Genomic DNA, 12,858 nt, shown 5'->3' with positions numbered 1-12,858 from the left:
TGTTTGTATTGATAGGCTTTTCGGTTAAAATAATTAAGGGAGGAATTTAGCCGATGAAAAGATTTCAGCATAAGTATACTTTGCCAGCGATTTTGACTTTATTAATTCTGGCGATTGCATTTCTTTTGATTGGCTTTTTCAATTTTAAGCGGCAAACAACTTTACCGCCAGATGCTAATTCAAGTGCGATTGGGATTGAGTTAAATCAAGATATTGACTATGTTGATTTACATAAATTGCAATCTAATGGCGTTTCCTTTATATATTTGAAAGCAACCCAAGGCAGATCATATTTTGATGAAAACTATCTGTCTTATCGTGACCAAATTTTAGGAACGAACTTGGCATTTGGTAGTGAGATTTCCTATAGCAATGAATCGACTCCGATGCAGCATTACCGCTACTTTTTTAAGCAAGTAGGACAAAATACGGGCTCGCTGCCAATTCTAATTGTACCGGCAGTGACTACTCGTTCAGCGAGATATTTGCGGTCAATGGGGCAGTTTGCGGCTTTATTGCAAGCAGCTGGCAAAAGAGTCATGGTGAAAGTTGATCATAAATATCAACATTACTTTAATCCGCAAACGTTATTTATGTCATCAGATAGTAAGGCACCGAATAAATTAAAGTATTCATTTTGGTGCTACACTACTAACGGACGCGTAAGGAATGTTTCAGGCTTAGAAAGCCAGGTAACGATGTACGCGTATAACGGGACCGTTGGTCAATATAAGCAAAAGTATGGGCAATTAACACAGTAATAATGTATCAAGAAAAAATCAAACAAGTTTTAATTAGAGAACACAAGGACCAGCCAACTTTAATTCAAAAAGAAAGCTATGATGCCATTCGCAATGGTGCGAGCCTGGTTGGATTGGCTAAGACAGGTACGGGTAAGACATTGGCTTATGCACTTCCTAGTTTGGAAAAAGCACAGCCAGGTAATGCTAACAGCGTGGTAATTATTGCGCCAACGACTGAATTAGCTGTACAAATTCGTCATGCAATTAATCCTTACATCCACGCTTTAGGATTAAAAGGCGTCAGCTTGGTTGGTGCTGGCAATAGAAAGAGACAAGAAGACAATCTGAAGAAAAAGCATCCTGAAGTGGTCGTAGCTACACCAGGCCGTTTTTTTGACTTCTTCTCAAGTGGTCGAATTAAAGTAAACCAGATCAAGACTTTGATTATTGATGAAGCCGATGATATTTTAGAATTTACTAAAATGGAATTGTTATCAGCATTAGGGCAAAATCTGGGTCCAGACAGTCAAATCTTATTATTTGGAGCAACAGATTCTGAGATTACACGGGATGCGGAGCAAGTTTTTAACCGTCATTTCTTGTTAGTAGATGTCAGAAATGAACAAGCTTCAGCGACTAAACATTATTTTTTGCAAGTAGACAATCAACACAAGATTGAATTTTTGCAGCGAATGACTAAGTTGGATCACTTTAAGGGAATTTTGTTCTTTGATTCAAATAAAACGATGATGCGCTTTGCTGGTATTTTTGGGCATACTAAGACTAAGTTCGAATTATTAGCTAATGAATTTGGTAAAGAACGCCGTGAAAAAGCCTTAAATGACCTAGCTACTGGTAAGACGAAATTGCTGCTGGCAACGGATTTGGCTGCGCGTGGGTTGGACATTCCAGGCCTTACCTATGTGATTAATTTTGATATTCCGAGCGAGACTAATACTTACATGCACCGGGCAGGAAGAACAGGTCGAATGAACGCTGAAGGTTATGTGGTTACTTTAGGCGATGATCACGATTTTCGTGATTTGAAGAAATTATTGGCAGATCAATTACAAATAGAGCGTGTCTACTTTGCAGGCTATCATTTAACAACTGAAAAGCCTAAACTCAAGAAGGAAAAGAAGCAGGCTAAAGAGCAGCCCATTAAGACTTCGACTAAGAAAAATAAAACTAAAAAACGCAAGAAACGCAAGAAACGTAATAAGAACAAGGGATATCATCCACATTACTTGAAAGGAAAGAAATGATTCGTTTAGTTAGATGGCTAGAGGACTATGTTTTGCCGCTAGCTAGTAGATGGGGTCAGATAAGATGGCTAGTTGCTTTACGGGATGCATTTGTCTCATTAATGCCAATTACAATGGCAGGATCATTAGCAGTTTTAATTAAGAGCTTAATTGAAGCAGCTCATGATCATTTAGGCTGGTATGCCTTTGCTTTTGCGATGCAGCCATTGGTAGCAATCAGTAATTTAGTTTGGCGAGGAACATTTTCATTATTTGCCTTTTTCTTAGCATTGGCTTTAGGCTATCAACTAGCAAAAGCTTTTGAAGGAAATAGACTTGCTGCTTCAATTGTGGCATTATCTTCTTTTGCACTAAGCATTGCCAATATAGCTAAGATTAAATTTCATGGTGATAATGTTACACTGCATAATGCATTTGACATTAGTCAGTTCTCAACTACTGGCCTCTTTACTGCTATTTTGTTTGGCTCATTAGGCTTTTTTATTTATTATGCTTGCTATAAAGCAAGGATTATGTTGCATGTGACATCGAACTTGCCCCATGCTGAACAAGCTGCTTTTGATTCTTTATTACCTGCAATGATTGCAATATTTGGTGTAGGCGGAATTAATTATTTGTTCCAAATTCTTACCGGTAAATATTTTGGAAATTGGTTGCTTACCACAATTCAAACTCCATTAGTAAAGTGGGGACAAGGCTTTGGTACGGTAATTGTCATTACTTTATTAGTGCAGTTATTTTGGTTTTTTGGAATTAATGGTATAGGGGTTCTATCACCAATTTTGGATTCAATTTGGATGACTGCTCAAAATGATAACATCACAGCGATTAGTAATGGAAATATTCCACCATATGTATGGGTACGTGGCTCATTTGATGTCTTTGCCTGGTTTGGCGGTGCTGGTGGAACCTTAATGCTAATTGTGGCGATTTTAATGTTTTCTAAACGCAGTGATTATCGCACAATTGCCAAAATCTCACTAGCTCCAGGAATTTTTAACATTGGCGAACCAATTCTCTTGGGCCTGCCTGTAGTGCTAAATCCAGTGTATCTAATTCCATTTGTATTAGCGCCACTAGTTAATGTTGCCTTTTCTTATTGGGTTAGCATTATGGGATTGGTTAATCCAGTTCAAGTGGCAGTACCTAGCATCATGCCACCAGTTATTGGCCCATTTCTGGCTTGCAATTATGATTGGCGTGCAATTGTTTTAAGCATTTTAAATATGATTGTTGCTTTGCTAATTTGGATGCCTTTTGTTAAAGCAGCTGATAAGATTGCTGATACCAACCATCCGAAAACATTTTTTAATCCACAATTCTAAAAAAAGGTTAACTATTACCACTTTTTTTGGTAAAGTTAATCTTAGGTTTGACCCCGTAGTTCATCTGGATAGAACAATGGTCTCCTAAACCGTAGAGGTGAGTTCGAATCTCACCGGGGTCATAGAAAAAAGCCTGCAAGTATTTAACTTGCAGGCTTTTTACATGCTTTGGTTATCCAAAAGATATCTTTATTATCCTAAGGGTTGAAGCATAATTGCAGTAATTAAGCCCCAAACTAGGAAAACACAGATTAGTGCAGTATAAAGTAAATATTTTCTAGTTTTAGCGGGTCTGTTTTTGTCCATACCAAAAACAAGGCAAAACGTTCCAATCAAAATAATTAAACCAGTTGTAATTAATAATAGTAATGATGAATTCATGCATCGACCAACTTTCAATTTAATACTTCCATTAAAACACAGAAAGCGGGTGCAAGATAGTCTAAAATCAGGTATAGTAAAATAGTTAAGCGGAGGAATTTTTTAATGAGGAAAATTAAGGTAATGACTGTTTTTGGAACGCGTCCAGAGGCAATCAAGATGGCACCACTTGTTTTGAAACTAAAAAAAGATGATCGTTTTGAAGAAGTAACGGTCGTTAGCGCACAACACCGCGAAATGTTGGACCAAGTGCTAGATATTTTTAAAATTAAACCAGATTATGACTTTAATATTATGCACCAAAATCAAACTCTAGAAGAAATTACTTCTAAAGTGATGATTGATTTATCTAAGGTGATCAAAGAAGAGAAACCAGATATTGTCTTGGTTCACGGTGATACGACGACTAGTTTTGCGGCTTCTTTAGCTACTTTTTATCAGCAAACTACATTGGGACATGTGGAGGCAGGTCTGAGAACTTGGAATAAGTATTCACCATATCCTGAAGAAATGAATCGGCAGATGACTGATGATTTAGCCGATTTATATTTTGCACCGACCGAATTGAGTAAGGCTAATTTACTGAAGGAAAATCACCATTCTGATTTTATTTTCGTTACTGGAAATACGGCAATCGATGCTTTAGCACAGACTGTACAACAAGATTATCATCATGAGGTAATGGACGCAATTACTCCTGGTAATAAGGTGATTTTGGTTACTATGCACCGTCGAGAAAATCAAGGTGAGCCAATGCGCCGAGTATTTAAAGTAATGCGGCAAGTAATTGATTCGCATCCTGATGTAGAAATTATTTATCCAGTTCACTTATCTCCACGAGTACAAAAAGTGGCTAATGAAGTGCTTGGTGGTGATCCAAGGATTCATTTGATTGAGCCGCTTGATGTAGTAGATTTCCATAACTTAGCTAAACGTTCATACTTTATCATGACTGATTCAGGTGGCGTACAAGAAGAAGCTCCTAGTTTAGGTAAACCAGTTTTGGTTTTACGTGATACGACGGAACGTCCTGAAGGCGTAAAGGCCGGTACCTTGAAGTTAGTTGGAACTGAAGTCGACAAGGTGCGTGAAGAAATGCTAGCTTTGTTAGAAAACAAAAACGAATATGATCGGATGGCGAATGCCAAAAATCCATATGGAGATGGACATGCAGCTGATCGAATTATGGATGATATTTATTATTACTTTAATCAAGATAGTGAAAGTAAACCAAAAGATTTTGAGTAAAAAAATAAAGAGACAGTTTTAATTTTTGCTATCTCTTTTATTTTTTTGTTCTTGAATGCGCATTTTTGCACGTTCAATCATAGTATGTTCTTGCTTTTGAAAGACTGATCTAGTAGTTAAGTAATTGAATACACCGACTAAAATTTGGTCGATAATTTTGACTAGTAATGCGTTTAAATGCAGCCAGGATAAGCCGACTAACATAATTAATGTATCAGGGATTAAACTGATGACGCGATAAGTGAAAAAGACGATTAGTTTATGCCACGTGCTGTGTTCATGATCGACATTATTGATAAAAACAGCCTTTTGGTTAAACCAGAAAGATGCCAGGTTGGAGACGATGAAGGCGATGGTGTTAGAAATTACCATCACATTATGCCACCATGAGTGTAAGACCATGAAGACTAAGGTATTGATTAATGCAGCGACAAAGCCGAAAACCATGTAAACCCAAAGATTACGGTGTCGCTTGATTAATTTTTGACCTAGACGGCGTATTTGTGCCTGATCAACAGCTGTGACGTCTTTTTTGTTATTAGCCATTTAACTTATCGGCCATTTCCTTTGCAGCTTGATCGATTGCAGCGACTGCATCATCATCTGGCGCATTTTCAATTGTTACGGGTTTAGTAATTTCAGTTGCGCCGCAATCCTTGAATGCTTTTTCATAGTCAAAAACATTTTCACAAAAGTGTTCACCGTAGGTCTTATCGCCAGAACCCATCACAGCAAAATGTTTGCCTGTTAGATCCAAGTCTTTTAACTCCCCATAAAAGTCTGCCAATTCATCAGTCATTACGCCTTCACCATAGGTATAGGTGATAAAAATGCAAAGATCACTATCTAAGTAGTCATTGGCATCAGTGAAGCCGACATCACTTGTTTCAACGTCAAAGCCATAATCTTGAAGATCTTCTTCTAAAATATCAGCCATGTCTTCATCGTTACCAGTCATGCTGGCATAAACAATTCTTGCTTTCATGATTTTTCATACCTTTCACTGCATTATACGACACCTTATTATACATGAAACTATTGCAAAAACGTTTAGTTTTAGCAAACTTTAAAAATATTTCAGGTATTTCTAGAGTTTTGTTTTGATTCTACAAAAACCCGACCTTTTAAAAGTATTTTGGAAAACGGTATAATAGAAATATCTGAAACTAAATAAAAATTTATAAAGGAGAAATTATTTTGATTACAATTAAATCAATTCGTGAACTTAAAGGCATGCAAGCTTCAGGACATCTTCTTGCAACTATGTTTGAAGGCTTACGTGATGTGATTAAGCCAGGCATTTCTACCTGGGAAATTGAAGAGTTTTGTCAAGACTTCGTATCAAGTCGTGGCGGTCGCCTTTCAGAACAAGGTTTTGAAGGTTATAAGTATGGTACTTGTATTTCGGTTAACGATGAAATTGCCCACCAAACTCCAAGAAAAGATCGCATCTTAAAGGAAGGCGATATCGTTAAGGTTGATGTAACTTGCAACTTGAACGGTTATGAATCAGATTCATGTACTACTTATCCAGTTGGCGAAATTTCCGAAGCTGATAAGAAATTAATTGAAGTAACCAAAAAAGCAATGTATCTCGGAATTGACCAAGCTGTTTTAGGTAACAGAATTGGTGATATCGGTGCTGCTATCCAACATTATGTTGAAGATGAAAATCATTACGGTGATGTACGTGAATTAATTGGCCACGGTATTCAACCATCAATTCATGAAGATCCAGAAGTTCCTCACTGGGGCAAGGCAGGTCATGGTCTTCGCTTGCGTGAAGGCATGACTATTACTTGTGAACCTATGGTAGAAGCTGGTGGCGACTGGCACATCGACCAACGTACTGTTGACGATCCTAACGATGATTGGGTTTACTACGCAACTCCAGATGGTTCTAATGCTGCTCAATTTGAACACACCTTTGCAATTACAAAAGATGGTCCTAAGATCTTGACTCTGCAGCATCCTTACGATGGCTTAGAAAAGTACATCCCTCACTTTGATGAGATGGATGATTAGGATAATGGATGAAAAATGGTAAAAACCATTTTGGTTTAAAAATTGGGCAATTTATTTCTACATTACGAACCACCTTATCTCAAGGAGAGATATTTGCTAGTTCAATTATTATTGCCTACTACATTTTGTTTTCTATTTTTCCGATTATTATTATCATTGGTAACGTGTTACCGTTGTTTCACATTGATACTGCGCCTATTGCTGAATATTTGAACTTGGTTTTTCCAGACCAAGTGTCAAAATTCATTATGCCAATTATAAATTCTTTATTGAAAACTACATCAACAGGCTATATTTCTTTTGGTATTGTGTTTGCAGTTTGGTCATTATCAAATATGGTTAATGCAATTCGTCTTGGAGAAAATAGACTTTATGGGGTTCATCAAGTTGAATTAAAATTATCAATGCTTAATTTTCTTTGGACTAGAACTATTACTTTTGTTTTTACAGGATTGATGATTCTAGTATTTACAATTGCTACATTGGCCTTGGTTTTTGGGCAACAAGTACTCAACTTTTTAGGACCGATTTTTCAGCTACCACTTAATGAAATTAGCAAGATCTTTAGTTATCGCTATCCAGTATTAATATTGGTTATGATGCTAGCATTATGGTATTTGAACTATGTTTTGCCTAATATAAAACTCAAAAAGAGAGTAATTTGGCCAGGAGTTTTTGTAACTGTTGTAGGCTGGTTAGCCCTATCATTTCTTTTTAGTTTCTATTTACACCATTTCCCGATTACTTGGGAGAATTATGGCATTGTTGGTACGTTTATCATCTTTATGCTCTGGTTGAATATTGCAGCAGTATTATTTTTATTTGGCGTTGGTGTTAACGCTGCTATTGTGCGAAACCGTGTTGGACAAGTTGAATATTCTGCTGGTCGTATTGCCAGTTATATTCAAAAGAAAAGACGAAAAACTAAGTAGCTGGAAAATGCATATTTTGTTATGATGAACTTATAAAATTGAAATAGAAAGTGTGCTTTTATGAAAGTAAGAAAAGCCGTTATCCCATCAGCTGGTTTGGGTACTAGATTTTTACCTGCAACTAAGGCTTTACCTAAGGAAATGTTACCTATCGTTGATAAACCAACAATTCAGTTTATCGTTGAAGAGGCTAAAAAGTCAGGAATCGAAGATATTTTAATTGTAATTGGCAAGAACAAACGCCCAATTGAAGATCACTTTGATTCTAATCCAGAACTAGAACAAGATTTGGAAGAAAAGGGTAAAAAAGAATTGCTTCGCCTAACCGAAGGAATTACTGATTTAGGCGTTAACTTGTATTACACTCGTCAACCGCATCCAGCAGGTTTAGGAGACGCCATCTTCCGTGCTCGCAGTTTTGTTGGGGATGAACCATTTGTAGTTATGTTGGGCGACGATTTAATGGAAGATAAGGTGCCATTGACCAAGCAATTGATCGATCGCTATAACAAGACGCATGCTTCTACAATTGCAGTTATGCCTGTGCCACATGAAGAAGTTTCTAAGTATGGTGTCATCGAACCGGAAAATGAGATCATGCCAGGACTGATCAATGTTAAGTCATTCGTTGAAAAGCCTGATATTGATAAAGCACCTAGTGATTATGCCATTATTGGTCGTTACTTATTAACACCTGAAATTTTTGATATTTTGGCTAACCAAAAACCAGGTCGTGGCGGTGAAATTCAATTGACTGATGCGATTGATACAATGAACAAGACTCAACGTGTCTTTGCTCATGTCTTTAAAGGCGAACGTCATGATGTTGGTAACAAAGAAGGCTACCTTGAAACTTCAATTGAATATGGTTTGAAGCACCCAGAAATTAAGGAACAATTGCGGGCATATATCATGCAATTGAGCAAGAAGTTTGAAGCCGAAGGTAAGCAAAATAAAAAATAAGCTTAATTATTAGGGAGACTACGCTGCGGCGTAGTCTTTTTATGTTTTTCTTAATATTTTTTTGCTATTATCATATTTGTTAAAAAATACACATTATGGAGAGAAAATATATGAAGGACATTTATATTGTTGCAGCTAAAAGAACACCTTTTGGCAAGTACCGAGGATTTTTTAAGGATGCTTCTGCAATTGATTTGGGTGTAATGGCCTTGAAAGGAACAATGAAGGCGGGCAATATTAAGCCAGCTGATGTTCAAGCACTGTTTATGGGGAATGTTTTGGATACCGGCTTAGGTGAGAATATGGCTCGCCAAGTTGCCTTACATTCAGGGATGAGTGAAGCTTCTGCAGCCGTTACAATTAATGAAGTCTGCGGCTCAAGTCTGAAAGCTTTACGTCTAGCTCAAGGACAGATGGAACTAGGCGATTTGGATCTAGTAGCTGTCGGCGGTAGTGAGAGCATGACTAATGCGCCTTATTTTGTTAAAAAAGAAAACAAAAATGATCCAGCAGATCACCTAGTAAGTACTATGCTTAACGATGGTTTGATGGATGCTTTTTCTGGCAAGCATATGGGAATTACTGCCGAAAACGTAGCAGAAAAATATCATGTTAGTCGTCAGGATATGGATGAATTTGCATTGCAGTCGCATAAAAAGGCAGCTGCAGCAGTTAAATCCGGATTTTTTGATAATGAGATCCTGGATGTGGAGATTGATGGTCAAAGTTTAGATCATGATGAACCAATTCGTCCGGATACAACGCTTGAGGCATTGAGTAACTTAAAGCCTGTTTTTAAGGCGGATGGTGAAGTGACTGCCGGAAACTCGTCTCCTTTGACTGATGGTGCAAGTATGTTAGTTCTGGCAACTAAGGAGAAAATGAAAGAGTTAGGCTTAACGCCAATTGCCAAGTTAGGTGAATTTGCGGAAGCTGGCTTTGATCCTGCACTGATGGGTTATACTCCATATTATGCGGTTAAAAAACTGCTTAAGAAGACGGGACGTAATTTTGATGACTATGATATTATCGAATTAAATGAAGCTTTTGCGGCCCAAAGCGTAGCGGTAGCTCGCGACTTACAAATTCCAACTGATAAATTGAATATTATGGGTGGCGCAATCGCGTTAGGTCATCCTTTAGGTGCAACGGGTACACGCTTAGTTGTTAGTGCAATTAGTGGATTAAAGAAGAGAAAAGGCAGACGTGCCCTGGTTACTTTGTGTATCGGTGGCGGTCAGGCGATTGCTTATGAAATTGAGAATGCAGAATGAAATTTTATCAATTAGAGCCTGAAGCTAGACGTAAGTTATTACAGGACGAAGGTATTGCATTAGGGCAAATCGATGATACGGTTTTGAGACGTCTAGATGAATTGAGTGAAAATGTTGTAGGGCAGCTGCGTTTGCCTTTAGGCGTAGTACAAAACTTAATAGTCAATGGACAAAAATACTGGGTGCCAATGGCTGTTGAAGAACCCTCAGTAGTTGCTGCCGCCAATCATGGAGCTAGTATCTTTGCTAGAAATGGTGGTGTGACAGCTAGCAGCGACCGACAAGGGATTTATGGTCAAATCGTTTTGAAGGTCAACAATTCTTTTTCATTAATTGAATTAGAAAAAGAATTTCCGCACTTAGTCGAATTAGCTAATCAAAAGTTTTCCAGCTTAGTCCGTCATGGTGGTGGTACTAGAAAAATAACTGCTGTGCAGAAAGAGGATTTGCTTTACTTAAAAGTATTGGTTGATCCAGCTGAGGCGATGGGCGCGAATAAAACCAACTCGATTTTGGAATTTTTAGCGGCTAAATTAGAAAATTATGCTGGTGTTGATGAAAAATTATTTGCGATTTTATCAAATTATCCTAGCCAATTGGCCACGGCTAAAGTGAAGATTGATCCACAAACGATTGGTGGGATGCAAGTTGCACGGCGTGTTGCTCTACTGGGGAAAATAGGGCTTGATGATCCTTATCGCGCAGTTACCAATAATAAAGGAATTATGAATGGTGCCGACGCCGTATTGATTGCGACAGGCAATGATTATCGGGCAATTGAAGCAGCCACTGCAGTTTTAGCCAATCATGATGGCCAATATCGCAGTTTATCAAAGTGGACGATGCAGGGTAGTTATTTAGTTGGCGAATTGACTTTGCCAATGGCGATTGGAGTAGTTGGTGGCTCAATTAAGGCCCGTCATGATGTCCAACAAAGTTTTGCTATTTTAGGACAAAAAATCACGAGTAAAACTCTAGCTGAGATTATTGTTAGCGTGGCTTTAGCCAACAACCTAGCCGCTTTACTGGCAATTTCTACTGTCGGCATTCAAGCAGGGCATATGAAGTTGCAGGCTAGAAACGTAGTCACTGAATTAACCGATGACGAACATGAGCGCAAGCAGCTACTAGCTGCGATGATTAGTGAAAAAAATTATTCTGAAAGTCATGCTAAGGAGCTTTTAGCAAAAATAAGAAAGGAAAAATAATGCAAGTAGGTATTGATCAAATTGGACTTTTTACGCCAGACAAGTACGTTGATATGGTCGATTTGGCGAACGCAAGAAAGCAAGATCCAAATAAGTTTTTAGTTGGCATTGGTCAAAGAGAGATGAGTGTTGCGGATATTACGCAAGATGCAGTTTCAATGGGAATTAATGCGACTTTAAAGTTTATTGACAAGATTGATAAGAACAAAGTTGGTCTATTAATTTTTGGGACTGAAAGCAGTATTGATCAATCAAAGTCAGCTTCTTTATTTGTAAAAACAGCCTTAAAGTTGAAGCCAGAAGTAAGAACTTTTGAAGTAAAGGAAGCTTGCTTTGGTTTAACGGCAGCCTTAATGATGGCACGTGATTTTGTTCGGGTACATCCTGAACAAACCGCAATTGTCATCGGTAGTGATATTGCTCGCTATGGTGTTAATACTGCTGGTGAGGTAACACAAGGAGCCGGTAGCGTGGCAATGCTCATCAAAGCTGACCCAAGCATTTTAGCCCTAAATAATGGTCATTCAGCTTACAGCGAAGATATTAACGACTTCTGGAGACCAAATTATTCTCGCACCGCTTTAGTTGACGGCAAGTATTCGACTCAAGTTTACTTGGATTTCTTCAAGAAGACCTTTACTGATTATAAGAAGCAAAAAGGATTGAAGACTAGTGATTTTGATGCAATTACTTATCATTTACCTTTTACTAAGATGGGCTTAAAAGCTAATAATATTGCTATTGAGGGGCAAGATCAAGCAACAATGATCAAGTTGGAGCGTAGTTTTGCGGCTGCTAAACAATTATCAAGCCGAGTAGGTAATATCTACACCGCTTCACTTTATATGAGTTTACTTAGTTTGCTAGAGAATGGTGAATTACCCGCTGGCTCATTAATTGGCCTGTTTTCATATGGTTCAGGTGCAATGGCTGAGTTTTATAGTGGCAAGTTGGTTGAAGGATATGAAAAACAAATTGATCCTACAGCTGATCAAGCAATGCTTGATCGGCGGAAGAAGCTGACAGTTAAGCAATATGAAGACGTCTTCAATACGGCTTTGTTAGATCCTGAGGATGGTTTAGAATTAACTAGCGACGATGAAGTAGGTACTTGGTATTTTGCTGGTACTAAGGATCATATTCGTCAATACCGCGTAAAAGAATAAGAAAAAGAGCACATTTGTGCTCTTTTTTTACATTAAAATTGCTTGTCCAGTATCTTCGCGAATCTGTAGGCCGAAAATGGAATATTCTTTTTGGTCAATGACCATTAACAAGGGGATGCCGCGACCACGCATGCGGCCAACTAATTTAATCAATTTTTGTTTGGTCATTGCTGTTTGCCCGGGTAGCAGCAGACATTTTCCTTCGGCAATAGTGAGTTTTCCCCACTTAAGTAGTTTGTCATCATGCTTTAGATAAAATTTAGTATTCAGGTTCAGGTCATCGATTAATTGAAGTAAGTCTGTTAAGCGCATTTTTCAGTATAATTAA

Annotated in this window: 14 protein-coding genes and 1 tRNA gene; 11 read left to right on the top strand and 4 right to left on the bottom strand. The window is 37.9% G+C overall.

The window, feature by feature from the left end; genetic code table 11:
- Window positions 1–53: 53 nt before the first annotated feature.
- From CP367_RS04885 to CP367_RS04870, 4 genes are all read left to right on the top strand, one after another.
- Window positions 54–761, top strand: a complete 708-nt coding sequence (locus CP367_RS04885) for a GH25 family lysozyme (protein WP_005724267.1) — start codon at window positions 54–56, stop codon at window positions 759–761.
- Window positions 762–763: 2 nt separating this feature from the next.
- On the top strand, window positions 764–2,008 hold the full coding sequence (locus tag CP367_RS04880; protein ID WP_089145890.1) for a DEAD/DEAH box helicase: 1,245 nt from the start codon (window positions 764–766) through the stop codon (window positions 2,006–2,008).
- Window positions 2,005–3,333: a PTS sugar transporter subunit IIC gene (locus tag CP367_RS04875; RefSeq protein WP_065988994.1), complete on the top strand. Its 1,329-nt coding sequence runs from the start codon at window positions 2,005–2,007 to the stop codon at window positions 3,331–3,333. Before CP367_RS04880 ends, CP367_RS04875 begins: the two co-directional genes overlap by 4 nt.
- A 49-nt stretch (window positions 3,334–3,382) precedes the next feature.
- A tRNA-Arg gene (locus CP367_RS04870) sits at window positions 3,383–3,455 on the top strand.
- 70 nt (window positions 3,456–3,525) lie between these two features.
- Here the strand turns inward: CP367_RS04870 and CP367_RS04865 are convergent.
- Window positions 3,526–3,714: a hypothetical protein gene (locus CP367_RS04865; protein WP_005724266.1), complete on the bottom strand. Its 189-nt coding sequence runs from the start codon at window positions 3,712–3,714 to the stop codon at window positions 3,526–3,528.
- A 105-nt stretch (window positions 3,715–3,819) separates the two neighbouring features.
- On the opposite strand from CP367_RS04865, the gene wecB reads away from it, so the two are divergent.
- On the top strand, window positions 3,820–4,962 hold the full coding sequence (wecB, locus tag CP367_RS04860; RefSeq protein ID WP_005724265.1) for a non-hydrolyzing UDP-N-acetylglucosamine 2-epimerase: 1,143 nt from the start codon (window positions 3,820–3,822) through the stop codon (window positions 4,960–4,962).
- A gap of 18 nt (window positions 4,963–4,980) precedes the next feature.
- Here the strand turns inward: wecB and CP367_RS04855 are convergent, their stop codons facing one another.
- Both CP367_RS04855 and CP367_RS04850 read right to left on the bottom strand, forming a co-directional pair.
- Window positions 4,981–5,508 (bottom strand): GtrA family protein, encoded by a 528-nt coding sequence (locus tag CP367_RS04855; RefSeq protein WP_005718582.1) that lies wholly within the window; start codon window positions 5,506–5,508, stop codon window positions 4,981–4,983.
- On the bottom strand, window positions 5,501–5,947 hold the full coding sequence (locus CP367_RS04850) for a flavodoxin domain-containing protein (RefSeq protein ID WP_005718584.1): 447 nt from the start codon (window positions 5,945–5,947) through the stop codon (window positions 5,501–5,503). Before CP367_RS04850 ends, CP367_RS04855 begins: the two co-directional genes overlap by 8 nt.
- Before the next feature lie 212 nt (window positions 5,948–6,159).
- Between CP367_RS04850 and map the strand changes: the two genes are divergently transcribed.
- From map to CP367_RS04820, 6 genes are all read left to right on the top strand, one after another.
- Complete coding sequence (gene map / locus CP367_RS04845) at window positions 6,160–6,987, top strand: type I methionyl aminopeptidase (RefSeq protein ID WP_005721525.1); 828 nt, start codon at window positions 6,160–6,162, stop codon at window positions 6,985–6,987.
- Between the two features lie 8 nt (window positions 6,988–6,995).
- On the top strand, window positions 6,996–7,919 hold the full coding sequence (locus CP367_RS04840) for a YihY/virulence factor BrkB family protein (RefSeq protein ID WP_005725308.1): 924 nt from the start codon (window positions 6,996–6,998) through the stop codon (window positions 7,917–7,919).
- 60 nt (window positions 7,920–7,979) lie between these two features.
- Window positions 7,980–8,882, top strand: coding sequence for a UTP--glucose-1-phosphate uridylyltransferase GalU (galU, locus tag CP367_RS04835; RefSeq protein ID WP_005718590.1), 903 nt, complete (start codon window positions 7,980–7,982; stop codon window positions 8,880–8,882).
- Between the two features lie 110 nt (window positions 8,883–8,992).
- Entirely contained in the window at window positions 8,993–10,156 is a 1,164-nt protein-coding gene (locus CP367_RS04830) for a thiolase family protein (protein ID WP_068813571.1), read from the top strand.
- On the top strand, window positions 10,153–11,364 hold the full coding sequence (locus CP367_RS04825; protein WP_089145891.1) for a hydroxymethylglutaryl-CoA reductase, degradative: 1,212 nt from the start codon (window positions 10,153–10,155) through the stop codon (window positions 11,362–11,364). Before CP367_RS04830 ends, CP367_RS04825 begins: the two co-directional genes overlap by 4 nt.
- Complete coding sequence (locus CP367_RS04820; RefSeq protein WP_023487986.1) at window positions 11,364–12,530, top strand: hydroxymethylglutaryl-CoA synthase; 1,167 nt, start codon at window positions 11,364–11,366, stop codon at window positions 12,528–12,530. The genes CP367_RS04825 and CP367_RS04820 overlap by 1 nt, the downstream gene beginning before the upstream one ends.
- A gap of 27 nt (window positions 12,531–12,557) precedes the next feature.
- Here the strand turns inward: CP367_RS04820 and CP367_RS11185 are convergent, their stop codons facing one another.
- Entirely contained in the window at window positions 12,558–12,842 is a 285-nt protein-coding gene (locus tag CP367_RS11185) for a hypothetical protein (RefSeq protein WP_005722686.1), read from the bottom strand.
- Window positions 12,843–12,858 lie beyond the last annotated feature (16 nt).

It is taken from the genome of Lactobacillus sp. UMNPBX16 (assembly GCF_002553775.1).
Taxonomy (GTDB): Bacteria; Bacillota; Bacilli; order Lactobacillales; family Lactobacillaceae; genus Lactobacillus; species Lactobacillus crispatus.
This window is presented reverse-complemented; position numbering and strand designations above follow the sequence as displayed.

Coding starts and splice junctions, on each gene's coding strand:
- galU (WP_005718590.1), top strand. CDS start 7,980: ATGAAAGTAAGAAAAGCCGTTATCCCATCAGCTGGTTTGGGTACTAGA.
- CP367_RS04830 (WP_068813571.1), top strand. CDS start 8,993: ATGAAGGACATTTATATTGTTGCAGCTAAAAGAACACCTTTTGGCAAG.
- CP367_RS11185 (WP_005722686.1), bottom strand. CDS start 12,842: ATGCGCTTAACAGACTTACTTCAATTAATCGATGACCTGAACCTGAAT.
- CP367_RS04875 (WP_065988994.1), top strand. CDS start 2,005: ATGATTCGTTTAGTTAGATGGCTAGAGGACTATGTTTTGCCGCTAGCT.
- CP367_RS04820 (WP_023487986.1), top strand. CDS start 11,364: ATGCAAGTAGGTATTGATCAAATTGGACTTTTTACGCCAGACAAGTAC.
- CP367_RS04855 (WP_005718582.1), bottom strand. CDS start 5,508: ATGGCTAATAACAAAAAAGACGTCACAGCTGTTGATCAGGCACAAATA.
- wecB (WP_005724265.1), top strand. CDS start 3,820: ATGAGGAAAATTAAGGTAATGACTGTTTTTGGAACGCGTCCAGAGGCA.
- CP367_RS04825 (WP_089145891.1), top strand. CDS start 10,153: ATGAAATTTTATCAATTAGAGCCTGAAGCTAGACGTAAGTTATTACAG.
- CP367_RS04865 (WP_005724266.1), bottom strand. CDS start 3,714: ATGAATTCATCATTACTATTATTAATTACAACTGGTTTAATTATTTTG.
- CP367_RS04885 (WP_005724267.1), top strand. CDS start 54: ATGAAAAGATTTCAGCATAAGTATACTTTGCCAGCGATTTTGACTTTA.
- CP367_RS04850 (WP_005718584.1), bottom strand. CDS start 5,947: ATGAAAGCAAGAATTGTTTATGCCAGCATGACTGGTAACGATGAAGAC.
- CP367_RS04840 (WP_005725308.1), top strand. CDS start 6,996: ATGAAAAATGGTAAAAACCATTTTGGTTTAAAAATTGGGCAATTTATT.
- CP367_RS04880 (WP_089145890.1), top strand. CDS start 764: ATGTATCAAGAAAAAATCAAACAAGTTTTAATTAGAGAACACAAGGAC.